Raw genomic sequence first — 24684 nt, 5'->3', positions numbered from 1 at the left:
GAGCCGCCCGGTCAGTCGATGTCGCGTGCTCCCGCGGCACGGCGGTAGCTCTCGAGGATGCGCGATCCGAAGCAGCAGACGGTGATTTCGAGCCCGCTCCAGGCATGCGCGTCGATTTCGCGCAGGGCGATGCGTGCGGCCAGCTCCGGCGGATAGCCGAACACGCCGCAGCTGATCGCCGGGAACGCGATCGTGGCCAGCGCCTTTTGCCGGGCCAGTTCGAGGCAGTTCCGATAGCACGCGGCGAGCAGGCCGGGCTCGCCGGCATCGCCACCGTTCCAGACGGGTCCGACCGTATGGATGACGTAGCGTGCGGGCAGGGCATAGCCTCCGGTCAGTCTGGCCTCGCCGGTCGGGCAGCGTATTCCGGGTCGGACCTCGGGCAGGGCCCGGCAGGCGCGCAACAGGTCCGGCCCCGCCGCACGGTGGATGGCGCCGTCCACGCCGCCGCCACCGAGCAAGGTCTCGTTGGCGGCGTTGACGATGGCGTCGACGCGCTGTTCGGTGAGGTCGGCTTCGAGGATCCGGATCATGCGTCCACTATCGGTCCGCGCGCCCTGCATGCCAAGCCTTCGAGGAGCGCCGTACCGTCGCGGCAGCCTGCCGGATGAACGAGGCCGGAATAATGAACCCTCGGGTATTGTAATTTACCTGCCTAGGACATAATATCCACGGCAGCCATGAAATCGACCCCTGACTCCTCGTTCGCCTACGACCTCCACGACGTCACCTGCCTGTTCCGCAAGCACTTCGACCGTCGCGCGCTTCGTCTTGGCCTGACCCGTGCGCAATGGCGCGCGCTCAAATCGATACGCCGCCGCGAGGGGCTGAGCCAGAGCGAACTGGCCGAGTTTCTCGAAATGGAGCCGATCGCGGTTGGCCGTGTCATCGATCGCCTGGCCGTGGCCGGGTTCGTCGAGCGCCGCGCCGACCCGAACGATCGCCGTCGCTGGCGTCTGTACCTGACTGTCAAGGCGCACGGTGTCACCGACGACATGGAAGTCATCGCCGCGGAGTTGCGCCGGGAATCCCTGGTCAACATCGACGACGGCGATTTTGGCGCCTTCCAACGCGTCCTCAAGCAGCTTCGCGCGAATCTTTCCGCGATCGAGTCTGCCAACGAGTCCCACGAATCCTGAGCCCGAGCCTGCCATGACTAGCCAACAGCCCACCGAAATTGCCGCCCGCGTCGAGACCGATACCGCCAGGCCCCGCGGTCGACTCCGCAACCGCGTGCTCTGGATCGCCGGGCCGCTCGTCGTCGCCCTCGTGGCGGGCTGGTTCTACATCACGGCCGGGCGCTACACCTCGACCGACAATGCCTACGTGCAGGCCGACCAGGTCACGATCGCACCGCAGATCGGCGGCCGCGTGGTCGAGGTTGCCGTGCACGAGAACCAGGCCGTGCACAAGGGCGACCTGCTGTTCCGCATCGACCCGGAGCCGCTGCAGATCGCGGTCGAGCAGATGCAGGCGCAGATCGCAGCGGCTGGCGACTATCTGAATGCGTCGCGCGATACCTATCGTTCGGCCAGCGCCGACCTGCGCTCGTCCGAAGCGACCCTGCGCAACAACGAGGCCCAGCTCAAGCGTGTGCAGGAGCTGCGCGCCAAGGGCCTGGTCGCGCAGAAGGCGCTCGACGACGCGGCCGCCGAAGTCGCCACGGCCCGCGGCACGCGCGACAGCGATGCGGCCACCCTGGCCAAGGCCCGCACCATGCTCGGCGGCGCCGTCGACACGCCGCTCGAGGATCTGTCCGGCTACCGCGTGGCCATGGCCCAGTTGGCCAAGGCCAGGCTCGATCTTTCGCATGCCGAAGTGCGCGCGCCGATCGACGGCACGATCGGCAAGATGCACCTGCAGCCGGGCGACTATCTGAATGTCGGCCAGGCGGCGATGCCGCTGGTCTCGAACACGCTCTGGGTCGAGGGCAACTTCAAGGAAACCGACCTGACCAACGTGCGCGTCGGCCAGCCGGCGACGATCGAGGTCGACACCTTCCCGGGCCACAAGTGGACCGCGACCGTGGCCTCGATCAGCCCGGCCTCGGGCTCGCAGTTCTCGATCCTGCCGGCACAGAACGCGACCGGCAACTGGGTCAAGATCGTGCAGCGCATCCCGGTGCGACTGGCCATCGAGACGGCCAGCCAGGACGGCATGGTTCTGCGCGCCGGCATGAGTGCCGATGTCGAAATCGATACCGGCAGGCAGAACTCACTGCTCGGTCGCTGGACAGGCAGTGATGCGGGCGAGCCGCGCGTGGCGTTGAGCCGTTGAGAAGCGGGATTCGAGATTCGGGATTCGGGATTCGGTAAGCCAAGAGCCGCTTCTCCCTTCGCGTATCGGAAACCCTTTTTTTCATCATCGGAATAGCCGGTATACCCCTTTTCAAACAGCCGAAAGGCCGGTCATCGCGAACCGCCGATATCCCGGAACCCACATGAGCACGATCCCTTCACATCGCGAGGTTCCCAACCTGCCGCTGCTGGTCGTTTCGATCATGCTGGCGACACTGATGCAGGTGATCGATTCGACGATCGCCAATGTCGCCCTGCCCGACATGCAGGGTTCGCTGTCGGCCACCCAGGACCAGGCGGCCTGGATCCTGACGTCCTACATCGTCGCCGCCGCGATTGCCACGCCGGCGACCGGCTGGCTGGCCTCGCGCTTCGGCCGCCGCCACCTGCTGGTCGTTGCGATCGCCGGGTTCACCGTGGCCTCGGTGCTTTGCGGAATGGCCACGGGCATCGGCGAAATGGTCGCTTTCCGCATACTGCAGGGCCTGTTCGGAGCGGCGCTGGTGCCGATCTCGCAATCGTCCCTGCTCGATGCGTTCCCACCCGAGAAGCATGGCGCGGCCATGGCCCTGTGGGGTATGGGCGTGATGGTCGGGCCGATCGTCGGGCCCCCGCTGGGCGGCTGGCTGACCGACAACTACAGCTGGCACTGGGTCTTCCTGATCAACGTGCCAGTGGGCATCGTCGCCTTGCTCGGCGTGCTCGCCAGCGTGCCGAAGGACGAGGTCGAACCGAGCCGCTTCGACTGGCGCGGCTTCGCCTTCCTCGCCATCGGCATCGCCGCCCTGCAGCTGATGCTCGACCGCGGCAACGAGAAGGACTGGTTTTCCTCGATCGAGATCCAGATCGACCTGGCCCTGGCCTTCCTCGGCTTCTACCTGTACTGGGTGCACTGGCGCAGCAGCGAGCGGACCTTCGTCAACCTTGCCCTGCTGCGCGACCGCAATTTCGGTGTCGCCACGCTGTTCATCTTCATCGTGGGCGTGTTGCTGTTCGCGACCATGGCCCTGATGCCGCCGTACCTGCAGAACCTCATGAACTACCCGGTGGTGACCACCGGCCTGCTGCTTGCGCCGCGCGGCGTCGGCACCCTGGTCGCGATGACCACGGTTGGCCGCCTGCTGGCCCGTGGCATCGATCCGCGCCTGCCGATGGCGACCGGCATCGTGCTGATCGCGGTGTCGCTCGGCATGAGCGCGCAATTCGGACCCGACGTTCCGATCTGGCCGATCATCAATGTCGGCGTGATCCAGGGGCTCGGGCTGGGTCTGGTTTTCGTGCCGGTCTCGACCCTGGCCTATGCGACCCTGCCCGGTCGTTCGCGCACCGAGGCGGCCGGCATCTTCAGCCTGGCTCGTAATATCGGTTCCAGCTTCGGCATATCGATCATGTTCACCCTGATCGCCCGCGGTACCCAGCTCAACCATGCCGAACTGGCCTCGCGGATCACGCCGTATTCGCTCAACGTCCCGGGCGGTATCCTGAATCCGGATTCGTTGCAGGGACTGGCCGCGCTGAACGCCGAGGTGACCCGCCAGGCGGCCGCCATTGCCTACATCAATGACTTCTGGCTGATGATGTGGCTTACCCTTGGCGCGTTACCCTTCCTGCTTCTGTTCCGCATTCCGCGGCGCCAGATGGCGAAGCCGGCGCCCGAGCTGGCAATGGACCACTGACGCAGGCCCGGTCGCCACCATGCGGCGCTGGGACGCGTCATCACCAACCCGATCGACCGGCAGCCAACGCCGGTCCGGCCGGGCACCCCCTCCGTCCGCAAACGGGACGGGATCGCGAAACAATCCACGGGACCACGCACACCGATGCAGAAATCGAACGCCACCTTGCTCGCCGCGCTCTTGCTCACGCTGGCCGCTTGCTCCGAGCCGGATAGCGGAGCGGCAGGAAAAGGCGCCGCGGCCATTCCGGTAACGACGGCCCTCGTGCAACCCGTGGACTGGGTCGACACGATCGAGGCGGTCGGCACGACCAAGGCGCGCGAATCGGTGACCCTGACCGCCAAGATCACCGAGACCGTGCGCAAGGTGAATTTCACCGATGGCCAGCGCGTCGACGCCGGCGACGTGCTGGTCGAGCTGACTTCGGGCCAGCAGGTGGCCGCCCTCGCCGAGGCGCAGGCCACCTACAAGGATGCCGAGCGCCTGATGAACCGCAACGACGACCTGGTTCGCCAGGGCACCGTGTCCAAGCAGGTCGCCGATACCGCGCGTGCCACCCACGATTCGGCCCAGGCCCGGGTCGCCCTGCTGCGCGCCCAGCTCGCCGATCGCGTGGTGACCGCGCCATTCTCGGGCGTGCTTGGGCTACGCCAGGTCAGTGTCGGCGCCCTGGTCACGCCGGGTACCGTCATCACCACCCTCGACGACATCGACACGATCAAGCTCGATTTCTCGCTGCCCGAACGCTACCTGGCCGCCCTGGGTCCGGGTCTGCAGCTGACCGCGACCAGCATCGCCTTTCCGGGCCGCGAATTCAGCGGCAAGGTGCTGTCGGTCGATTCGCGGGTCGATCCGATGACCCGATCGGTCGTGGTCCGTGCCGAGCTGCCGAATGCCGACCATGCGCTGCGACCCGGCATGCTCATGACCGTGCATGTCCTGAGGCCCGAGAGACGCGTGCTGGCCGTGCCCGAGATCGCCATCGAACAGATCGGACCTGATTCCTTCGTCTATCGGGTCAAGGACGACGACACGGTCGAGCGGGTAAAGGTCACGCTCGGCGCACGTCAGTTCGGCAAGGTGGAGATCGTCGACGGCATCGATGCCGATGCGCGCATCGTGGTCGACGGCACCGTCAAGGTCCGCGAAGGCTCGAAGATCACCGATGCCGGCAAGCCGAAGGATGCCTCCTCATGAACCTCTCCGACATCTCGATACGGCGGCCGGTCTTCGCGGCCGTGGTCAGCCTGTTGCTGATCGTGCTCGGCGTCATGTCGTTCTCGCGGCTCACCCTGCGCGAGCTGCCGGCCATCGATCCGCCGGTGGTTTCGGTCGAGGTGAACTATCCCGGTGCGTCGGCGGCCGTCGTCGAGACCCGCATCACCCAGGTCCTCGAGGATGCTCTGGCTGGCATCGAGGGTGTCGACGTGGTCGAGTCAAGCAGCCGCAATGGCAGCGCCGATGTGTCGATGGAATTCAACCTGAGCCGCGACATCGAAGCCGCCGCCAATGACGTGCGCGACGCCGTCAGCCGCGTCCAGGACCGCCTTCCGGAAGAAGCCGATCCACCCGAGATATCCAAGGTCGAGAGCGACTCCGATGCGATCCTCTGGCTCAACATGCGCTCCGATCGCATGGATGCCCTCGAACTGAGCGACTACGCCGAACGCTACGTGACCGACCGCCTGTCGGCGATCGAGGGCGTCGCCCGCGTCTATGTCGGTGGCGGCCAGCGTTATGCAATGCGCATCTGGCTCGATCGCGAGGCCCTGGCCGCGCGCGGTCTGGCCGTTTCCGATGTCGAGGCCGCCCTGCGCCGCGAGAACGTCGAGCTGCCGGCTGGCCAGATCGAGTCTGAAAATCGGGATTTCACCCTGCGCGTGCAGCGCAACTATGCCAAGTCCGAGGACTTCGCCAAGCTCGCCCTGGCCAAGGGCAGCGATGGCTATGTCGTGCGTCTCGGTGACGTGGCGCGGATCGAGCGCGCGGCCGAGGAGCGGCGTTCCTACCTGCGCAGCAACGGCCAGCCAAATGTCGGCCTCGGCATCGTCAAGACCTCGACCGCCAACAGCCTCGATGTCGCCCGCGCCGCGCGCGCCGAGGCCGAGCGCGTGCAGAAAACCTTGCCGGAAGGCACCGTGATCTTTGTCGCCTACGATTCGACCCTGTTCATCGAATCGGCGGTCGAGCGCGTCTACGCGACCCTGATCGAGGGTGGCGTGCTGGTCGTGCTGGTCATCTTCCTTTTCCTCGGCAGTGCGCGCTCGGCCCTGATTCCGGCCGTGACCGTGCCGGTCTGCCTGATCTCGGCGTTCATCGGACTCTACGCGTTCGGCTACTCGATCAACCTGCTGACCCTGCTCGCCCTGGTCCTCTGCATCGGCCTCGTCGTCGACGATGCGATCGTCGTCCTCGAGAACATCCAGCGTCGCGCCGATCTCGGCGAGCCGGCCCTGGTCGCGGCCAAGCGCGGGGCCCGCCAAGTTGCCTTTGCCGTCATCGCGACCACCGCCGTGCTGGTCTCGGTATTCCTGCCGATCGGTTTCATGGAAGGCAACACCGGTCGCCTGTTCCGCGAACTTTCGGTGACCCTGGCGACCGCGGTCGCGCTGTCCGCCTTCGTCGCCCTGACCCTGACCCCGATGATGGCCTCGAAGCTGGTCCGTCCGCATCGCGAGAAGCGTGGCTTCAATGCCTTCATCCATGGGCATCTCGAGCGCCTGACCGCACGCTACCGGAACCTGGTCACGCGCAGCAGCGGCAAGCCGGTGCTGTTCGGCCTGCTCATGCTCGGTGCCCTGGTCGCCAGCGGACTGCTGTTGCGCGTGGTTCCGGCCGAACTCGCGCCAACGGAAGACCGCGGCGTCTTCTTCGTGTCGGTGACGGGCCCGGAGGGCGCCGGCTACGACTACACGGTCGAGCAGATGCAGCAGGTCGAGAAGAAGTTCAGCGGGCTGATCGGCGAGGGCGGCCCGATCGAGCGCATCAATTCGCGCGTGCCCGGCAGCTACGGGGCCAGCCAGGAAATGCACACCGGCCGTTTGACGGTATTCCTCAAGGACTGGCGCCAGCGCAACGAGTCGACCTCCGAAGTGGCCGACGGTCTGCGCAAGGACCTGGCCACGCTGCCCGGCGTGCGCGCCGTGCCGTTCGTGCGCACCGGGCTGATCCGCGGCGGCGGCCAGCCCTTGAACGTCGTGCTCGGCGGGCCCGACTACAAGGAGCTGGCCCAGTGGCGCGACCGCATGCTCGCGCGCATGGAAGCGAACCCGGGGCTTTTCAGTCCCGATTCCGACTACAAGGAAACCCAGCCGCAGATGCGCATCGACATCGATCACGGGCGCGCCGCCGATCTCGGCGTTTCTGCGCAGGAGATCGGGCGCACGCTCGAAACCATGATGGGCGGCCGTCAGGTCACCACGTTCGTCGAAGGGGGCGAGGAGTACGACGTGATCATGCAGGCGCAGCGTGACGATCGCGCATCGCCGGCGGACCTCGACAACCTCTACGTGCGTTCGCAGCGCAGCGGCGAACTGATCCCGCTGTCCAACCTGGTCAGCGTGCATGAACTGGCCGAGCCGGGACGGCTGAACCGCTTCAACCGTCTGCGCGGCATCACCCTGTCGGCCGGCCTGGCACCAGGCTACACCCTCGGCGAGGCGCTGGACTGGGTGCAGAAGACCGCGGCCGAGGAACTGCCGCCCTCGGCGCAAATCGATTACAAGGGCGACTCGCGCGAATACCTCAAGGCCGGTGGCGCGGTCGTGCTGACCTTTACCCTGGCCCTGCTCGTCGTCTACCTCGTGCTGGCCGCCCAGTTCGAAAGCTTCATCCATCCGTTCGTGATCATGCTGACCGTGCCGCTGGCCATCCTCGGCGCCCTGATCGGCCTGTGGCTGACCGGCAATTCACTGAACCTGTTCAGCCAGATCGGCATCGTCATGCTGATCGGTCTCGCCGCCAAGAACGGCATCCTGATCGTCGAGTTCGCCAACCAGCTGCGCGACGAAGGCATGAGCATCGCCGACGCCATCGCCGAATCGGCCGCGGTGCGCCTGCGCCCGATCCTGATGACCTCGGTGGCGACCATTGCCGGCGCCGTGCCCCTGGTCCTGGCCGGTGGCCCGGGCTCGGCCAGCCGCGCCGCGATCGGCGTGGTCGTCATCTTCGGCGTTGCCTTTTCGACCCTGCTTTCGCTGTTCGTCGTGCCGTCGTTCTATTCGCTGCTGGCGCCATACACGCGTTCGCCCGACGCGCTGGCGCGCCGCATCGACGAACTCGACGCGGAGACGCCGGCCGTCGGCGGCCATGCATGAGCGTTCCCTCGTTGCCTATCCGGGGCGAGGGGTTCGTTTTACGCCCGTGGCGAACGACAGACGCCGCAGCGCTGGTCCTGCACGCGAACGATGAGGCGGTTTCCGCGCGCCTGTCGGACCGCTTTCCGTTTCCCTATACGATGGTCGATGCAACGCGCTTCCTCGAGCAGACCGTCGAGCCGCCTGCACTGAACCTGGCCATCGAGATCGAGGGTGCTGCGGTCGGCGGCATCGGTTTGCGTCCGGGCAAGGGTGAGCTGCGCATCGGGGCGCACTTCGGCTACTGGCTCGGCCGCCGTTACTGGGGGCAGGGGATCATGAGTCGGATCGTGCCGCCCTGGTGCGAACACGTGTTCGCCAATTTTGGCTATGAGCGCCTGCACACGACCGTATTCGTCAACAATCCGGCTTCCGCGCGGGTGCTGGAAAAAAGTGGATTCGTGCGTGAGGGCACGCTGCGCCGGGCCGCGATCAAGGGCAGCGAGGTCTTCGACCTGTGGTTGTATGCCATGATCCGGCCGGACTTCCCGATCCGCCGGCAGGGCTGCGCTCAGTGACCGATCATCCACGCAAGGGCGGCAAGCCGCCATCACCCTGGAAGACGAAGACGCCTGCGCGCGAGCGCAGTCATGACATCGGCGCGGAGGATGCGGATCCGGCCCGGCTGCCGTTCGTGCGACCGAGCGGCGAGATGCGACTGTATGGATACAACGCCTGCCTGGCGGCCTATGCGAAACGGCCACAGGATCTGCGCAAGGTCTACCTGACCGAGGCCCGGCTCGACGCGTTCAGGCCGGTCCTGGCCTGGTGCGCAAGAAACCGCCTCGGCTATCGCATCGTGGAAAGCGGCGATCTCGACAAGCTGACCGGCTCGCGGCACCACGAAGGCGTCTGTTTCGAAATGCTGCGTCCGCCGCCACTCGGACTTGCGGCCTTGCTCGAGACCCAGCCTGCCGCGCCGCAGGCCTCGCTGCTGATCTGGCTCGACGGCGTCGGCAATCCGCACAACCTCGGCGCCGTGCTGCGCAGCGCCGCACATTTCGGAGCGGCCGGAGTGATCGTGCCGATGGCCTCTTCACTTGACCTGTCCGGCGCCGCTGCACGCGTTGCCGAAGGCGGCGCGGAAGCTGTGCCGCTGGTTCGCGTGGACGATGAGCCGACGGCGATAGCCGCCCTGCGACGCGCCGGCTATGCGCTTGCGGCAACCGTGCCGAGGCAGGGCGCCGCCCTCTACGCGACGAATCTCCCGTCGAGGATCGTGCTGGTGTTCGGTGCCGAGGGCGAGGGGATGGGGCAGTCACTGCTTGAAGCGACCGATCTGCGCGTCAGCATTCCGGGCAGCGGCGCGGTCGAAAGCCTCAATATTGCAGCCAGCGCGGCGACCATCCTGGGCGAGTACTGGCGGCAGAACCACTGACGGCCGCGCCGCCCGGGACCAGAGTCGGTTGGCGCTGATCGATCCGTTCGTACCGCCGTTCAGCTGGCCAGGGTCAATTCCAATGCCGGTCGCGGCAGGGCGAACAGGAAGCCCTGGCCGATGCTGCAGTCGAGCCGCATCAGGGCATCGCATTGCGCGGTCGTCTCGATACCCTCGGCGATGACTTCCATGCCGAGCGAGCCGGCCAGGGCCCGGATCGCACGCACCACCGCCGCCGCGCTGCCGCTTAGATCGGATTTCAGCTCGGCGACGAAGGAGCGGTCGATCTTCAGCGAATGCAACGGAAACCGATGCAGGTAGGAGAGCGACGAATAGCCGGTGCCGAAGTCGTCGAGCGAGGTCAGCACGCCGGCATCCCTCAGGCTCAGCATGGTGCGGGCCGCCTGTTCGGGGTCCTGCAGGAGCGCGCCCTCGGTCACCTCGATGCGGACCCGGGAGGGATGCACCTGATACGCCCGCAGCAGGTCGAGCAGGCTCGCGGTCAGGTTGGGCGCGCGGAAGTGGCGGGCGGATACATTGATGCTGACATAGGCCTGCGCGTCCTCGAGACCCGGAATCGCGCTGAAAACCTGCTCATAGATCTGCCAGTCGATCTGCTCGATATTGCCGGTGTCTTCGGCTACGGCAAGGAAATCCGCCGGCAACAGCAGGCCCCGGGACGCATGTCGCCAGCGCAGCAGCGCCTCGTAGCCGAGCACGGCCCCGTCGGCGAGGCGAACGATCGGTTGCAGGAAGGGTTCGAACTCGCTGCGGGTCAGCGCCCGGCGCATCTCGCTTTCGAGATCGAGCATGTTCAGCGCCTCCAGGCGCAGTTGCTCGTCGAACAGTTCGTAGCGCTGCCGGCCGCGCGCCTTGGCGCGATACATGGCAACGTCGGCGTCGCGCAGGAGTTCCTCGGGCCGCGTGTAGCGCTCGTGGGCGAGGGCGATGCCGATGCTGGCCGAGGAATAGATCTCCTTGTCGCCGAGCCGAATCGGGTCGACCAGCGCGTTCAGGACCCTGCGCGCGACCTCGCAGGCATCCTCGGGTCCGCCGATATCCTCGAGCAGGATCGTGAATTCGTCTCCCCCGAGCCGCGAGATCAGTCCGCCTGCGCCCACGCAGCCGGCGATGCGATGCCCCGCCTCGATCAGTAATTCGTCGCCCAGCAGATGGCCAACCGAATCGTTGACGACCTTGAATCGGTCGAGATCCAGGAACAGCACGGCGAACAGACGGGCGTGGTCCTTGCGGTAGCGCGCGAGGACCACCCGCAGGCGCTCCAGCAGCGAAGTCCGGTTGGGCAGGCCGGTCAGCGCATCGTGCAGGGTTTCATGCTTGAGCAGTGATTCGGTCATCTCGCGTACCTGGATCTGCTCGCGCAGGTCCTGGTTGGCCAGCCGCAGTTCCTCCGTACGCTCCTCGACACGTCGCTCGAGTTCGGCGTAGGCGCTGCGCAGGCGATTCTGGGCCTGCTTGCGCTCCAGGGCGGTGGCGATGTGCAGCGAGGCGAACTGCAGGACGTCCTGTTCGGCCGGGCCGTAATCGTCCTCGGCGTCGTAGCTCTGTACGACCATCACCCCGACCGCGTGCTCTTCGAGCAGCAGTGGCACGCCGAGCCAGCATTCGGGCAGCGTGCCGAAGACCATGAGCCCCTGTTCTGCCGCGAGGGTGCGAATGGTCGTCTGCGTCGCCAGCAAGGGGCGCCTCTGCTGCAGCACCCATTCGGTAATGCCATTGGTCAGCCGGCGCGTCTGCAGGGGGCGATCGCGCTCATCGACGAAATACGGAAAGCTCAGTTCGCTGCCGTCGTCCGAAACCATCGCGATGAAGAAATTGCGTGCGTTGAGCAGTTCCGCGACGACCTCGTGCACGCCGGCAAAGAAGGCCTCGATGCTGCCGTGCTCGCTGGCCAGTTCGGCGATGCGGAACAGCGCCGCCTGCAGACGTTGTCCGCGCTGGCGCTCGCGCACTTCCTCGCGCAAGGTCCGGTTGGCATCGGCCAGCTCGGCGGTCCGGCGCTTGACTTCCTGTTCCAGCCGGTCGTGGGCCTGCTTGCGCGTTACCGCGGACAGGGTCTGCTGGGCGACGAAGGTCAGCAGGGCGCGATCGGCTTCGCTGTAGCGGCGTTTCTCGTCGTAGCTCTGGATGACGACGGTGCCACGCACGCGGTCGCCTTCGAGCATCGGGACGCCGAGCCAGTCGACGCACTCCGGGCCGAGTCGCTCGTCGGGGAAAAGGCCCAGCCCTGCGCGCAGCTCCGCGCTCGGCCCGAGCAGGGACTTGCCACTGTGCACGACCGCGAAGGTCAGGCTGTTTGGAAAGTCCCTGGCCTTCAGGTGGGTGGACGCGGTCGAATTGTTCGGATCGTCGATTCCGGCGTAGTAGGGGAAATAGACGACATCGAGAACGTCGTCGTACAGGGCGACGTAGAAGTTTTCGGCATAGGTCAGGCTGCCGACGACCTCATGTACGCGGGCGAGCATCTCCGGGACGCTGATGTCCGCGTAGGAAAGGTCGGCAATCGTGTACAGCGCACGCTGCAGAAGTTCGTTGTATCGGGCCGCGGCAATTTCCTCGTCGCGATCCTGGAAACGGAGGATTTCCTCGAGGCGCAGATCGACCAGGTCGATCCACGCGCAGTCCTGCTCCAACCACTCCCTGTCGGTCATTGCGTCCGCATCGAAGGTCAGATGCAAGCTCGCCCGGCCATGGGCGAGCGCGACGGCACATTCGGCCGGGCCCGGATCGATGTCGCGTGGGCGGGTGCCTGCGCCGGCGTCGTTCAGGCGAAGCCTGGCCGTGCGGCAATGCAGGAACTCGAGCGAAAAGCGCTCGGCAATGGCGGCCAGCCCTTGGAGGTCCGGGGCTTCGGTGGCAAGGACCAGCGCGCAGGCTGCAGCCGCCGGTCCGATGTTGCGCACCGGCGACCGAGGACGCAGCAGCCCGATCAGCGTTTCCACATTCTTCCCCCTGCGGCACTCACCCTAGCATTCGATCGCGGACCTGTCGAAGCATCCGATGCCCGACGAATTGCCTGCGATGGCAGGCCAGCCCGTGACATCGGTGCCGGCCCGTTTCCAGCCTGAAGGTCGGTCTTTCCGGGTGCCTGCTACGCGCACCCGGAAGCCCGGCCATCAATCTGGCCGATGGCTAAAGTACCCCTGCAAGTTTCGCGCCGCCGGCATGGGCGGTAAGCAGGCCGGACTCCCTCTCGTTGGCCGCCAGATCAGGCCAGCGTCGATGCCGAGCACCGGGCGGGACGACAGCCGGGCCTGTGGGCTGGGGAATCGCGCCCCGGATTGCGCGGGCGGCGTGCCAGCAGACCCTCCCACGCCGGCCAGCTCATGTCAGGCGACCCCCGCTGTGCGTCCCGTCGGCTTTGCAGCAGGGTTCAGTGCGAGTCCTTTTCGGTCGCGAACGCTCCCGGCGCGGAGCCGAAGTCGCCTTCGGCCTCGGCGGCAAGGTACATCGATACGGCATAAGCGGCCACATTCTGGCGCAGTTGCCCGGGGTCGACCTTGTCGAGGGTGTCATTGGCAGTGTGATGCCACTCGAAATAGCGCGAGGTGTCCTGATGCAGCGAGAGGCCGGCCATGCCGACCGCATGCACGGCGCTGAGGTCCGAGCCGCCACTGCCGCCCGCCGCGGGGTCGTATTCGATGCCGAGCGGCTTCAGTGCAGCGGCGATCTGGTCGATGGCGCCACGGGCTTCGGGCTTGACCGATGCGGTGACCTTGAGGATGCGGTCGGCACCGCCATCGGACTCCGCGCCGAGCACCGCCTTGCCGATCTCAAGGTGGTGCTGGGCGGCATAGGCGAATCCGCCGAAAAGTCCCGATTCCTCGTTGGCGAATGCCACCACGCGGATGCTGCGCGCGGGCCGCTTGGGCAACTGGCCGATCAGGTTTGCTGCAGCCGTGGTGATGGCCACCCCGGCGGCATCATCGATGGCGCCGGTACCGGGGTCCCAGGAATCGAGATGGCCGCCGGTGAGGAAGTACTCGTTCGGCCGCCGGCTGCCGGTGATCTCGGCGATCACGTTGGCGCCCGTGTAGCGACCCTCGACGCCGCAATCGAGGGCGAGGTGGATCTTCACCGGCTTGCCGCGCTTGAGGATGCGTTCGAGCTGGTCGGCATCCGGGTTCGAAAGGGCGGCGGCCGGAATCGCCTTGGCCGGGTCGGAGAATTTCGTCATGCCGGTGTGCGCGAGCCGGTTCTCGTCGGACCCGACCGAACGCAACAGGAAGGCCGCCGCGCCCTTGGCCGCAGCCAGTTCCGGCCCCTGCACGCGCACGCTCGATCCCGGCCCGTAGTCGCGACCATCGGGCAGTGCGTGCATGCGCGGAATCCCGACGTAGACGATCTTGCCGCGCACCTTGTAGTCCTCCGCGGCCTTCATCGCATCGAGCGAATCGAAGGCGACCACCTCGGTGGTGAGGCCATCGACCGGCGTGGCCGCCGAGCCGCCCAATGCCGTCAGGACCAGTGGCTGCGCGAACGGTTCGACGATTTCAGCGCTCTCGCTGCGGCGCACCCATTTCGGATAGCTGACCGGCTCGGTCCAGACCTTGTCGAAGCCGAGCGCCTTGAATTTCGCGATCATCCACTCGCGCGCCTTGAGATCGTTTTCGCTGCCGGCGAGCCGCTGCCCGACTTCGGTGGTCAGGCCTTCGATGATGGCGTAGGCGACATTGTCGTTGAGCGCCTGTTCTCGCAGGAGCGACGCTTGCTCGATCGCGGGCTGCGGAATAAGCGTGGGCGCACTTTCCTGCGCGGCGTGCAGCGTCGAGGCGGTGAGAAGGAATAGCGATGTGAGCACAACGAATCGGGGCATGGTCGATCTCTGCCGAGGCAAACGCCGATCATGCCAGAAGCGCCCCGATCGGGACCATGGCAAAGGTCACCGGCATGCGCAGCCGGCAACGCGAAGTGCAACCCTCAAGCGAGGCACGTCATCCGGCGGGCCTCGCTCATGGCCGGATCAGGACTGATCGGCAGGCTTTTGCGCCTTCGTAGGGCCATGTGCGTCTTTTGGCGCTTCGGGCTCCGGCTTTTGTTCCGCGGCAAGTCCGCTCAGATCGGAAAGATCATTGAGTCCGACTTCCTTCAGCAATGAGTCGATCAGCGGCCGCTGGGCGCGATAGCGCAGGGCATGGTCGACCACGGAGCGCGCCAGGTTGCCGTCGCCCGAGCCATTGCCGTCGCCACCACTCCCGCCGCCACCATTCATGCCGCGCACGTCGACGATCTTGATGCCCTCGATGCGCTCCATTGGCTTGACCGCCTGCTCAATGATCGAGGGTAGCTGGCGCAGAAGTTCGAGCTTGATCTCGAGACGTATCTGCTCTTCGCTGAGTGCATTGCGCGCCTCGTTGATGCTGCGCTTGCCTTCGGCCTCGACCCGATAGCGTTCCTCGTCCGCCTGGGCTCGAATGCGCACTGCGTCGGCCTCACCCGTCGCGCTGACGCGTTGCGCCTCGGCGCGGTCGTCGGATGCCTTCTTTTCCGCCTCGGCGGCCACCGTTATGCCAATGGCGTCCTGTTCGGCGTGTTCGCGGGCCTGGACCAGTTTGACTGCCTTGGCGCGCTCGGCCACGGCCGTCTCGCGGACTTTCTTGACCTCTTCCTCGGCTTCCACCGCCTTGGCCAGCGCGCGATCGGCCTCGGCCTTGGCCGCTGACTCCTCCTGCGATTTCTGCGAGATCGCGATCTCGCGCTCCTGCTGGGCGATGCGGATAATGCGTTCGCGCTCGATCTCGCGTTGCTCGATCGAGCGGCGCTTGTCGATTTCACTCTCGGCGATCGCGCGATCGGAGCTGATCTTGGCCTGCTCGGCTTCGCGATGGCGATCCGCTTCCTGCTGGGCGATCATCGACGCGGCCTCGGCGGCACGTACCTTGATTTCCTGGTCCTGCGAGAGGCGCGCATATTCCTGGTCGCGAGCGATCTCGAGCGATTGGCGCTCGGTCTGCAGGTTCTTCAATTCCACCTGGATCTTCGTGTCGCGCTCGATATCGTTGCGTTCCTTGCGCCGGAGTTCGATTTCCTGGGTCAGCTTGGTCAGGCCCTGAGCGTCGAAGGCGTTCTGCGGGTTGAAGAAATCAGCCGCGGTCTGGTCGAGCCCGGTCAGCGACACCGACTCGAGTTCCAGGCCGTTCTTGTGCAGATCCTCGGATACCGCGACCTGGACCTTCTGGGCGAAATCCGATCGATTCTCGTGCAGTTCCTCCATGCTCATGCCGGCGGCCACAGCGCGCAGGGCGTCGACGAATTTGCCTTCGACCAGCTCCTTGAGCGCCGCCGGATCCATCGTGCGCCGACCGAGGGTCTGCGCTGCTGTCGAAATGGCCTGTGCATCGGGCTTCACGCGCACATAGAACTCGGCCTGCACATCGACGCGCATGCGATCGCGGGTGATCAGGGCGGCCTCGCGGGCGCGCAGCACTTCGAGCTTGAGCGTGTTCATGTTGACCGGGATCGTCTCGTGCAGCACCGGCAGCACGAGCACGCCACCATCGCGCACGACCTTCTCGCCGCCGAGACCGGTGCGCACGAACGCGATTTCCTTGCTCGAACGCCGGTACAGGCGGGCGAAGACCATGCCGAGCGCGAACAGGGCGACCAGGATGACGCCGGCCGGAAGCAGTATCGACATGTAGGGAAAGTTCAGATCCATGGTGGGACTCACTCCGTATCGATAAGGGCGTCGTTGGGATTGGGGATGGCGGAGAAGCGGCCGGCGCCGACCTGGCGGACGAGCAGGACGAGTGTCCCGGCGGCGAAGGTCTGTCCGGCTTCCTCTGGCTCGACCAGCACATGGTGTTCGGTGCCGAACTGGTCGCGCAATCTGGCATCGGCTGGCAGGCCCGTCCGCGCGGTACCGTTGGTGATCGTGGCCGTGCGTCCGACGAAGGTCGATGGATCGACGGCATTGCTCTCATCCTGGGGCAGGATACTGTGCAGGCCGGCCGTGCAGGCGCGCACGATCGGTAATGAGGCGACCAGCACGAGTGGCGCGGCGACGATGCCCGGCGCATTGAAGCCTGTCAGCGATTTCAGGATGCCCTGGCCGATCAGGCCGCATAGTCCGAATACCGTGAGCAGCACAATCAGCACCATCAGCACCGGCACCCTGCCGATATAGAGCCAGGCGAGGAAGCGCGCGACCATGCCCGGCCCTTCGACGCTGACCGAATCGAGACCGTGCGAAGCGTGGCCGGGACCGTCGACATCGGGCGCGTCGAGTTCGGTGTGCGGAACGACGAACTCATCGACCATGTCGTTGAGGCTGAATCCGACGAGCAGGGCGATCACCTCGACGGCGGTCAACCCGAACATGACGAGCAGGGCGACGACGAACGGCTGGTTGCCGGGAGCGCCGATCCAGTCCATCAGGAGCGCGCCTTGAGTTCCGCAAGCCGCTCCTGGATTCTGTTTCTGCGCGCAAGCTCCTCGAGTTCAGCGAGCTGGGCGACGTTGCGGTCGGATGCACCGCGCGTGGCGCTCAGTCCGCTCTGGCGCTGGAAGATGCGATCGAAAGCATCCGTGGCGCGTTCGGCGCGGGCCGAGGCGGCATCCTTCCTGGCTGTCGCACCGCCACTCGTCGATGCCGCGCCGGCCTGCTCCTGGGCCTTGCGGAAGTCGGCCATGGCCTCGCGCATCTCGCGCTTCTTGGCCAGCAGCGCGGTGACGTAGCCTTCCAGGCGCGCCTTTTCCTCGGCCAGCTCGGTCATGCGCGATTCGAGGATCGGCAATTGCGACTCGATGTCGATCTGGCGTTCGACGGCGGCGCTGGCGAGGTCTTCGCGGCCCTGCTCGAGGGCCAGTTGGGCCTGTTCGGTCAGGGTCTCGTGGCGCGATCCTTCCTCGGCCAGGCGCTTGGCGCTCAGATGCCGTTGCGCCTCGACCTTGCCGAGGTCCGCGCGCACGTCGGCAATGGCCGACTCGATCTCACGGATAGCCTGTTCCATGACGCTTTCGGGGGCCGCATTTTCGACCGCATCGACGAGGGCATGGAAGCCTCCGGCGATGATCCTGCCGACCCGACTTGCGAGTGACTCGCTCATGATGGGTTTACCTCTTCGTTGAGGGTGGGGGTCGCCTGCATTGCGAGGGCGCGCAGTGCAGGTTGGGCGCGGCGATTCAGGGCTTCCGGCTCGTAACAGCCGGGGAAGCCGGCCAACGACATCTGCACGATCGAGTCGACCAGGCTCAGCACGCGCTCGCCGAGCGAGCGCTCGAGCTTGCGCAGGCTTTCGGATCGTTCGCGCGGGCTGGCCGCATGCGCCGGCGCACCGGCAAGGACCAGCGCCGAGACGTCCGGCAGCCAGCCGGTGATGCGCGCGATCAATTCGGAGCGCATCTGTGCCTGGAGTTCCGCTTCGCGAATGCCGCGTTCGGGGCCGGCGAAAAGGCGTCGCGTGAAATCCCAGGCCAAACCGGAATCCTGCATGCCATCCCTCTGCGCGCGTGCCTCGGCCAGCAATGCACGGATCTTTTCACTGAGATTCGCTGCCCCGTTGAGCTCGACCGACGACAGATAGGTCAGGTCGTCCTCATCCAGCCGGATCGTAATCGTTTGTTTGGCCACTGTCAGGTCCCGGTGGGGCAGTGCATGCAGCCTAACTCAAACGTCTTACAATCGCAAGACGTTTGCGATCGATCTGTGCCAAATCGCTTTCGCGCCGTCCCACTCGCCCAGGTCCGTATGCCCCCGGGCGGGCCCATCCAGCACTGCGGATGGACGGCTAGCCGGTGGTCTGCTTTCCTTGCTTCAGCAGATCGCGGATTTCGGTGAGCAGGACGACGTCGGCCGGCGGCGGGGCCGGCGCGGCTTCCTCCTTCCGGTTCAGGCGATTGATCGCCTTGACCACGAGGAAGATCGCGAAGGCAATGATGGCGAACTGGATCATCGTGTTGAGGAAGGCGCCGTACATGATCGCGACTTCGCCCTTGCCGTCCGCACCGGCCGGGGTCAGCACGAACTTGTAGGCGGAAAAATCGATGCCGCCGATCAGGTTGCCGATCGGCGGCATGATGACGTCGTTGACCAGCGAAGTGACGATCTTGCCGAATGCCGCGCCGATGACGACGCCGACCGCCAGGTCGACAACGTTGCCACGCATGGCAAAGCTCTTGAACTCGGAAATCATGCCCATGACTGGTTCCCTCTCTGTGAAAGAAGACGTCAGCATCGCGGCTGGCGCGGCGCTACTTTAGGGAGTAGCCGACCATCCTGTGCTGGCTTTGCATTGTTTCACGTTGTGGGCATGTAACGGCGCCCCCGATCACCCGTCTGCGCGTTGATCAGTGTTGCGCCGCCTTGAAAGACGGCCAGCATGTCTGCGCCGGCGTGCCGCGATATGCCCGCAGGCAGGTGGCGTGACGGTTGTGCCACTGGCTCAGAGCCTCCCTAGATGATGCGGCCCTCCAGGTTCGCGATACCGGCCAGCTCGGCGTGGAAGCGGTCGCCCCGGGCCAGCGCGGCGACGCCGGCCGGCGTTCCGGTGAAGATCAGGTCGCCGGATTTGAGGGTGTAGAGCTTCGACAGCCGATGGATGATTTCGGCCACGCTGAAGATCATGTCGTCGATGTCGGCCTGCTGGCGCAGCGTGCCATTCACGCTCAGGCTGAGCTGGCGATGGGCGGGGTGGCCGATATCGTTGACCCGATGCAGGGCCGAGACGGGTGCGGAGTCGTCGAAGCCCTTGGCCACGTCCCAGGGATTGCCCTTGTTCTTGGCCGCCAGCTGCAGGTCCCGACGGGTCAGGTCGAGGCCGACGCCGTAGGCATAGACGCGATCAAGGGCATGCTCGGTCGGGATGTCGCGGCCGCCATCGGCCAGGGCGACGATCATCTCGACTTCGTGGTGCAGGTCGCTGGTCGCCGGCGGATACGGCACGTCGTCGTTGTCGATGACGATGGCATCGGCAGGCTTGGAAAAGAAGATCGGGTTCGTCCGTTCAACCTCCGAGCCCATTTCCTTCGCGTGCTCGGCGTAGTTGCGCCCGATGCAGTAGATGCGGTGCAGCGGAAAGCGCAGGTCGGTGCCGGCAACCGGAATGCAGGGCTGGGCATGCGGTGCTATGGCATAGGTCACGGGCGGAATTCCTCGGCGGACGGGGCAGGGCGCATTTTCGCACGTTGTTCCTTGCGCGATACCAGCCGGCGTCGATGGCGCACACCTTGACCTCGACCAGGTCCGGGCAACTGCAGGTCGATGATCGCAAGTCCGACCATGCCGGCGTGGTCAGCCGGCGGATCCACGGCCAGGACGGCTTGTCCACAGCGCAGCCCGAGCTTCTGCCAGGTTGGAGTCCCGGAGTACCCGGCGCCGCCATTGCCTGACATTCGTCACCTGCCCGCCATTACTCGGGTGCGTTGTGGGAAATCGGAACAGTGCGCAGTCTATGGCAGACTCAGCGCCCTCGCAGGCGACCGGAACCGAAGAATGGAGAACAAGGGCGAATTGCTCAACCAGCTGCGCATCGACCGCAACAAGGTCGAACCGATGTCGCGCACCCCATGGATCATCGCCCTGGTCGTTGTCGTCGCGCTGGCCGCGGGTGGCGTCTACTGGTGGATGTCGACCTCGGCCAGGGCATTCGAGGTCTCGGCGGTGAGCGCGGTTGCGCCCTCGGCCGCGGGCGGCTCCCCGGAAACGGTCCTGCAGGCGACCGGTTACGTCACCGCACGCCGCCAGGCCACCGTCTCCGCCCAGATCACGGGCACGCTTTCCGAGGTCCTGATCGAGGAGGGCGAGCATGTCGATGCCGGCCAGGTGCTGGCCCGCCTCGAGGATACCGCCCAACAGGCCGCCCTGGCCCAGGCCACGGCGCAACTTGCCCAGGCCCGCGCGCTGGTCGGACAGAACGAGGCGCAACTGGCCCAGGCCGAACGGGACCTGTCCCGCCAGCAGGACCTGATCGAGCGAAAGCTGGTTTCCCAACAGGCTCTCGAGAATGCGCGCACCCAGGTCGACAGCCTGCGCGCCCAGCTGAATTCGCAGCGACGCACGATCGACCTCGCCGCCGCGCAGTTGCGCAGCGCCCAGGTCCAGCTCGACTACACCACGGTCAGGGCGCCGTTCGCCGGCGTCATCATCGCCAAGGCCGCCCAGGTCGGCGAGATCGTCTCGCCGCTGTCCGCCGGCGGCGGTTTCACGCGCACCGGCGTCGGCACCATCGTCGACATGGATTCGCTGGAAATCGAGGTCGATGTCAACGAGTCCTACATCAACCGTGTCACGCCGGGTGCGCCGGCCGAGGCTGTTCTCGATGCCTATCCGGACTGGACCATTCCGGCCCGCGTGATCGCGATCATTCCCACCGCCGATCGCGGCAAGGCCACGGTCAAGGTGAGGGTCGGGCTCGAGCAGAAGGATCCGCGCGTATTGCCGGACATGGGCGCGCGGGTCTCGTTCATGGAGCAGGCGTCGCAGCCGGCGTCCGCGCGTGAAGTGCCGAAGGGCGTCTTGCTGCCGGCTTCGGCCATCGTCCAGCGTGACGGTCGCAGCGTGGTTTTCGAGATCGACGGCGAGCGCGCGAGGTCGCGTCCCGTCGTCCCTGGGCAGAGCGTCGGCGACCTGCGCCTGGTCGAGGGCATCGCCAATGCCACGCGTGTCGTCCGCGAGCCGCCGGCCGAGTTGGCGGACGGCGCCCGGATCACCATCAAATAATTTGCATGCCATCCGCGAAATTCACGATACAGCCAAGCGAGGAAACGCCATGAGCACACTGGTTGAAATCCGCGACGTCAGCAAGACGTACGAGCGCGGCAAGCAGAAGGTCGAGGTTCTGCATCACATCGACCTCGACATCCAGAGAGGCGACTTTCTCGCCCTGATGGGACCGTCCGGTTCGGGCAAGACGACCCTGCTCAACCTGATCGGCGGCCTCGATGCGCCGAGCGCCGGCTCGATCGGCGTGGCCGGTGAGCGCATCGACCGGCTCGGCGGCGGGGCCCTGGCCAAGTGGCGCGCGGCCAACGTCGGCTTCATCTTCCAGTTCTACAACCTGTTGCCGATGCTTTCGGCGCAGAAGAATGTCGAAGTGCCGCTGCTGCTGACCCGCCTGTCGGCGGCCGAGCGCAAGCGCAATGCCTCGATCGCACTGCAACTGGTCGGCCTGTCCGACCGTGCCAGCCACAAGCCGAACGAGCTATCGGGTGGCCAGCAGCAGCGCGTGGCGATCGCGCGCGCGATCGTCTCGGACCCGACCTTGCTGGTCTGCGACGAGCCGACCGGCGATCTCGACCGCCAGTCGGCGGAAGAAGTACTGGGGCTGCTCCAACAGCTCAACCGCGAGCACGGCAAGACCATCATCATGGTCACCCACGATCCCAAGGCGGCCGAATACGCCTCGCATACCCTGCATCTGGACAAGGGCACCCTGGTCGAGCAAACGGCCGCTTGAGGCGGAGGACGCAGCGATGAAATATTTCCATCTAATCTGGGCCGCGCTGTTCCGGCGCAAGACCCGCACGATGCTGACCCTGCTGTCGGTGCTGGCCGCCTTCCTGCTGTTCGGCCTGCTCGATGCGGTGCGCGTGGCATTCAATGCCGGCAGCGATGCGGCCGGCGTCGACCGCATGGTCGTGTCGTCCAAGTATTCGATCATCCAGGGCTTGCCACAGAGCCTGATTCCGCGCATCCAGGCCACGCCCGGGGTAAAGAACCTGACCTGGGCGAACTGGTTCGGCGGCTACTACCAGGACCGCAAGAACCAGGGCATCAATATCGCGATCGATCCGGGTTATTTCGACATCTATCCGGAGATCAGCGTGGCACCAGATCAGCTAGCGGCCTTCAGGCAGACGCGCACCGGTGCGATCGTCGGCGAGATGCTGGCCAAACGCTTCGGCTGGAAGGTCGGCGACAAGGTGCCGATCGCCGGCGCGATCTATCCGAACAAAGCCACCGGCGAGACCACCTGGACCTTTGACATCGTTGGCATTTACAAGGTTGAGGAGGAAAAGCTCAAGGGTCTGGAGCAGCAGTTCTTCTTCCGCTGGGACTATTTCGACGAAGCCAACAGCTACGGTACGCACGAGGTGGGCTGGTACATCGTCCAGGTCACCGACCCGAAGCAGTCCGATGCGGTGGCCAAGGCGATCGATGCGATCTCGGCCAATTCGGACCATGAAACCAAGACGCAAACGGAGCAGGCCTTCAATCTGTCCTTCGCCAAGCAGCTCGGCGACATCGGTCTGATCGTCAGCGCGATCATGGGCGCGGTCTTCTTCACCCTGCTGTTGCTGACCGGCAACACGATGGCCCAGGCCGTGCGCGAGCGCATCCCGGAACTGGCCACGTTGAAGACGATCGGATTCTCGGACGTCTCCCTGCTCGCCCTGGTCTTCGCCGAGGCCGTGCTGCTGATCGTGATCGGCGGAGTGCTCGGCATGGTCCTCGTCTCGCTGCTGCTGCCGGTCATAGGCGATGCCACCGGCGGACGCATGCAGCTGCCGCCTGTGGGGGCAGCAACCTGGGGAATCGGCCTTGGTCTGATGATCCTGATCGGACTCCTGGTCGGCGTGCTGCCGGCACTGCGGGCGATGCGCCTGAATATCGTCGATGCACTGGCCGGACGCTGAGGAAACCACCATGCGCAAACTGAAATCGTTCCTGTTCTGCCTGATGTTGCTGGCGATCATCCTCGTCTCGGTATTCGCCTGGGTCGTCTTGCCCTGGCAGGTGCTGCTCGGACTCGCCGTGCTGCTCGGCCTGTGGATGCTGCTGACCCGTACGGGAGGCCAGGCGGCCTCGGTGACCTGGGTCGGTGTGTCGACGCTCGGCCAGCGCCTCGGCGCATCCTCGGTCATCGTCGTCGGCATCGCCGGCGTGGTTGGTGTCCTGGTCGCAATGCTGGCCATGGGCGATGGCCTGCAGAAGACCCTGCGCAGCACCGGTGACACCGAAACCGCGATCATCCTGCGTGGCGGCGCCACTGCCGAACTGAGTTCCGGGGTTTCACGCGAGGATGCCACCCTGATCGCCCAGCAGCCCGGCATCCTCAAGGACGCCGAAGGCAAGCCGATCGCTTCGCCCGAACTCGTGGTGGTTGCCAACCTGCCGAAGAAGTCGACCGGCACCGACGCCAACGTCGAAGTTCGCGGGATCGGGACGCAGGCCTGGGCGGCGCGGCCGAACATTCGCATCGTCGAGGGCCGCAAGTTCACCCCGGGGCTGCGCGAAATGGTGGTCGGCGTCGGCGCTCGCCAACAATTTGCCGGCCTCGAGGTCGGCTCCAGGATCAAGCTCAACAACCAGGAATGGACGATCGTCGGCGCCTTCGAATCGGGCGATGCGCATGAATCGGAACTGCTCGGCGATGTCGAAACGATCTCGACCGCCTACCGGCGCCAGGGTTTCCAGTCGATTACCGTGCGCCTGACCTCACCCGAGGCGCTCGATACGCTGAAGGCCGCGCTGGCCAGCGATCCGCGCATGAAGGTCGAAGCCAAGACCACGCTCGACTACTACACCGCGCAGTCCGAGCAGCTCAGCAAGGTCATCCGCATCGTCGGCATCGTGATCGCGACGATCATGGCGATCGGCGCGATCTTCGGCGCGCTCAATTCGATGTACGCCGCCGTCGCCACCCGTGCCCGCGAGATCGCCACCTTGCGCGCGATCGGCTTCCGCGCGCCGCCGGTGGTGATTTCGGTGATGCTCGAAACCATGCTGCTGGCCCTGATCGGCGGCCTGCTCGGCGCCCTCATCGCCTGGCTGCTGTTCAACAACTACACGGTCTCGACCCTCGGCGCCAACTTCAGCCAGGTGGTGTTCCGCTTCTCGGTGTCGCCGGCGTTGCTATGGACCGGCATCAAGTGGGCCTTGGCCATCGGCTTTGTCGGCGGACTGCTGCCTGCGGTGCGTGCCGCGCGGCTGCCGGTGACGACGGCGTTGCGGGAGTCCTAGAAGCTGGGATTCGGGATTCGGGATTCGGGATTCGGGATTCGGGATTCGGGATTCG

Annotated in this window: 21 protein-coding genes; 12 read left to right on the top strand and 9 right to left on the bottom strand. The window is 65.9% G+C overall.

Annotated features, from left to right (window positions below; translation table 11 throughout):
* Positions 1-11 precede the first annotated feature (11 nt).
* A complete protein-coding gene (locus tag BM125_RS13060; protein ID WP_092408668.1) occupies positions 12-533 on the bottom strand; it encodes an O-acetyl-ADP-ribose deacetylase in 522 nt (173 codons plus the stop codon).
* 147 nt (positions 534-680) lie between these two features.
* Between BM125_RS13060 and BM125_RS13055 the strand changes: the two genes are divergently transcribed.
* The 7 genes from BM125_RS13055 (at position 681) to BM125_RS13025 (ending at position 9706) form a co-directional block, all read left to right on the top strand.
* On the top strand, positions 681-1139 hold the full coding sequence (locus BM125_RS13055; protein WP_092408666.1) for a MarR family winged helix-turn-helix transcriptional regulator: 459 nt from the start codon (positions 681-683) through the stop codon (positions 1137-1139).
* A gap of 13 nt (positions 1140-1152) precedes the next feature.
* Positions 1153-2277, top strand: a complete 1125-nt coding sequence (locus tag BM125_RS13050) for an HlyD family secretion protein (RefSeq protein ID WP_092408664.1) — start codon at positions 1153-1155, stop codon at positions 2275-2277.
* Between the two features lie 163 nt (positions 2278-2440).
* Positions 2441-3973: a DHA2 family efflux MFS transporter permease subunit gene (locus BM125_RS13045; RefSeq protein ID WP_217647868.1), complete on the top strand. Its 1533-nt coding sequence runs from the start codon at positions 2441-2443 to the stop codon at positions 3971-3973.
* A gap of 144 nt (positions 3974-4117) precedes the next feature.
* Entirely contained in the window at positions 4118-5170 is a 1053-nt protein-coding gene (locus BM125_RS13040) for an efflux RND transporter periplasmic adaptor subunit (protein ID WP_092408662.1), read from the top strand.
* Entirely contained in the window at positions 5167-8289 is a 3123-nt protein-coding gene (locus BM125_RS13035; protein WP_092408660.1) for an efflux RND transporter permease subunit, read from the top strand. Before BM125_RS13040 ends, BM125_RS13035 begins: the two co-directional genes overlap by 4 nt.
* Positions 8286-8846 (top strand): GNAT family N-acetyltransferase, encoded by a 561-nt coding sequence (locus BM125_RS13030; protein ID WP_092408658.1) that lies wholly within the window; start codon positions 8286-8288, stop codon positions 8844-8846. Before BM125_RS13035 ends, BM125_RS13030 begins: the two co-directional genes overlap by 4 nt.
* Entirely contained in the window at positions 8843-9706 is an 864-nt protein-coding gene (locus BM125_RS13025) for a TrmH family RNA methyltransferase (RefSeq protein ID WP_245778918.1), read from the top strand. The genes BM125_RS13030 and BM125_RS13025 overlap by 4 nt, the downstream gene beginning before the upstream one ends.
* A 59-nt stretch (positions 9707-9765) precedes the next feature.
* Here BM125_RS13025 and BM125_RS13020 read toward each other — a convergent pair whose 3' ends face one another.
* From BM125_RS13020 to BM125_RS12985, 8 genes are all read right to left on the bottom strand, one after another.
* Complete coding sequence (locus BM125_RS13020) at positions 9766-12669, bottom strand: bifunctional diguanylate cyclase/phosphodiesterase (protein ID WP_092408656.1); 2904 nt, start codon at positions 12667-12669, stop codon at positions 9766-9768.
* 431 nt (positions 12670-13100) lie between these two features.
* Positions 13101-14543: a M28 family peptidase gene (locus BM125_RS13015; protein ID WP_092408654.1), complete on the bottom strand. Its 1443-nt coding sequence runs from the start codon at positions 14541-14543 to the stop codon at positions 13101-13103.
* 147 nt (positions 14544-14690) lie between these two features.
* The gene (locus BM125_RS13010) at positions 14691-16385 is read right to left on the bottom strand and encodes a flotillin family protein (protein WP_217647867.1); all 1695 of its coding nucleotides are present in this window, start codon (positions 16383-16385) and stop codon (positions 14691-14693) included.
* 8 nt (positions 16386-16393) lie between these two features.
* Positions 16394-17101 carry a YqiJ family protein gene (locus BM125_RS13005; RefSeq protein ID WP_092408652.1) on the bottom strand — a complete coding sequence of 236 codons (708 nt, stop codon included), beginning with the start codon at positions 17099-17101 and terminating at the stop codon, positions 16394-16396.
* Positions 17101-17775, bottom strand: a complete 675-nt coding sequence (locus BM125_RS13000; protein WP_092408650.1) for a PspA/IM30 family protein — start codon at positions 17773-17775, stop codon at positions 17101-17103. The genes BM125_RS13005 and BM125_RS13000 overlap by 1 nt, the downstream gene beginning before the upstream one ends.
* Positions 17772-18299 carry a hypothetical protein gene (locus tag BM125_RS12995; protein WP_092408648.1) on the bottom strand — a complete coding sequence of 176 codons (528 nt, stop codon included), beginning with the start codon at positions 18297-18299 and terminating at the stop codon, positions 17772-17774. The genes BM125_RS13000 and BM125_RS12995 overlap by 4 nt, the downstream gene beginning before the upstream one ends.
* A 157-nt stretch (positions 18300-18456) precedes the next feature.
* The gene (gene mscL, locus BM125_RS12990; protein WP_092408646.1) at positions 18457-18867 is read right to left on the bottom strand and encodes a large-conductance mechanosensitive channel protein MscL; all 411 of its coding nucleotides are present in this window, start codon (positions 18865-18867) and stop codon (positions 18457-18459) included.
* 254 nt (positions 18868-19121) lie between these two features.
* Positions 19122-19808 (bottom strand): fumarylacetoacetate hydrolase family protein, encoded by a 687-nt coding sequence (locus tag BM125_RS12985; protein ID WP_092408644.1) that lies wholly within the window; start codon positions 19806-19808, stop codon positions 19122-19124.
* 74 nt (positions 19809-19882) lie between these two features.
* Here BM125_RS12985 and BM125_RS20255 point away from each other — a divergent pair, with 74 nt between their 5' ends.
* The 5 genes from BM125_RS20255 to BM125_RS12960 all read left to right on the top strand — a co-directional run bounded on the left by BM125_RS20255 (position 19883) and on the right by BM125_RS12960 (position 24629).
* On the top strand, positions 19883-20056 hold the full coding sequence (locus BM125_RS20255; protein ID WP_175498074.1) for a hypothetical protein: 174 nt from the start codon (positions 19883-19885) through the stop codon (positions 20054-20056).
* Between the two features lie 103 nt (positions 20057-20159).
* Entirely contained in the window at positions 20160-21386 is a 1227-nt protein-coding gene (locus BM125_RS12975) for an efflux RND transporter periplasmic adaptor subunit (RefSeq protein WP_092408640.1), read from the top strand.
* Positions 21387-21435: 49 nt separating this feature from the next.
* Complete coding sequence (locus BM125_RS12970; protein ID WP_092408638.1) at positions 21436-22122, top strand: ABC transporter ATP-binding protein; 687 nt, start codon at positions 21436-21438, stop codon at positions 22120-22122.
* A 16-nt stretch (positions 22123-22138) separates the two neighbouring features.
* On the top strand, positions 22139-23302 hold the full coding sequence (locus tag BM125_RS12965; RefSeq protein ID WP_092408636.1) for an ABC transporter permease: 1164 nt from the start codon (positions 22139-22141) through the stop codon (positions 23300-23302).
* A gap of 10 nt (positions 23303-23312) precedes the next feature.
* Positions 23313-24629 carry an ABC transporter permease gene (locus BM125_RS12960; protein WP_092408706.1) on the top strand — a complete coding sequence of 439 codons (1317 nt, stop codon included), beginning with the start codon at positions 23313-23315 and terminating at the stop codon, positions 24627-24629.
* Positions 24630-24684: the final 55 nt, after the last annotated feature.

The sequence above is a fragment of the Dokdonella immobilis genome (genome assembly GCF_900115085.1).
In the GTDB taxonomy this organism is placed as follows: Bacteria; Pseudomonadota; Gammaproteobacteria; order Xanthomonadales; family Rhodanobacteraceae; genus Dokdonella; species Dokdonella immobilis.
This window is presented reverse-complemented; position numbering and strand designations above follow the sequence as displayed.

Bases quoted from the DNA above. Each gene is read 5' to 3' on its own strand.
- BM125_RS13060 (WP_092408668.1), bottom strand. From the start codon at position 533: ATGATCCGGATCCTCGAAGCCGACCTCACCGAACAGCGCGTCGACGCC.
- BM125_RS13055 (WP_092408666.1), top strand. From the start codon at position 681: ATGAAATCGACCCCTGACTCCTCGTTCGCCTACGACCTCCACGACGTC.
- BM125_RS13050 (WP_092408664.1), top strand. From the start codon at position 1,153: ATGACTAGCCAACAGCCCACCGAAATTGCCGCCCGCGTCGAGACCGAT.
- BM125_RS13045 (WP_217647868.1), top strand. From the start codon at position 2,441: ATGAGCACGATCCCTTCACATCGCGAGGTTCCCAACCTGCCGCTGCTG.
- BM125_RS13040 (WP_092408662.1), top strand. From the start codon at position 4,118: ATGCAGAAATCGAACGCCACCTTGCTCGCCGCGCTCTTGCTCACGCTG.
- BM125_RS13035 (WP_092408660.1), top strand. From the start codon at position 5,167: ATGAACCTCTCCGACATCTCGATACGGCGGCCGGTCTTCGCGGCCGTG.
- BM125_RS13030 (WP_092408658.1), top strand. From the start codon at position 8,286: ATGAGCGTTCCCTCGTTGCCTATCCGGGGCGAGGGGTTCGTTTTACGC.
- BM125_RS13015 (WP_092408654.1), bottom strand. From the start codon at position 14,543: ATGCCCCGATTCGTTGTGCTCACATCGCTATTCCTTCTCACCGCCTCG.
- BM125_RS13010 (WP_217647867.1), bottom strand. From the start codon at position 16,385: ATGGATCTGAACTTTCCCTACATGTCGATACTGCTTCCGGCCGGCGTC.
- BM125_RS13005 (WP_092408652.1), bottom strand. From the start codon at position 17,101: ATGGACTGGATCGGCGCTCCCGGCAACCAGCCGTTCGTCGTCGCCCTG.
- BM125_RS13000 (WP_092408650.1), bottom strand. From the start codon at position 17,775: ATGAGCGAGTCACTCGCAAGTCGGGTCGGCAGGATCATCGCCGGAGGC.
- mscL (WP_092408646.1), bottom strand. From the start codon at position 18,867: ATGGGCATGATTTCCGAGTTCAAGAGCTTTGCCATGCGTGGCAACGTT.
- BM125_RS20255 (WP_175498074.1), top strand. From the start codon at position 19,883: ATGGCGCACACCTTGACCTCGACCAGGTCCGGGCAACTGCAGGTCGAT.
- BM125_RS12975 (WP_092408640.1), top strand. From the start codon at position 20,160: ATGGAGAACAAGGGCGAATTGCTCAACCAGCTGCGCATCGACCGCAAC.
- BM125_RS12970 (WP_092408638.1), top strand. From the start codon at position 21,436: ATGAGCACACTGGTTGAAATCCGCGACGTCAGCAAGACGTACGAGCGC.
- BM125_RS12965 (WP_092408636.1), top strand. From the start codon at position 22,139: ATGAAATATTTCCATCTAATCTGGGCCGCGCTGTTCCGGCGCAAGACC.
- BM125_RS12960 (WP_092408706.1), top strand. From the start codon at position 23,313: ATGCGCAAACTGAAATCGTTCCTGTTCTGCCTGATGTTGCTGGCGATC.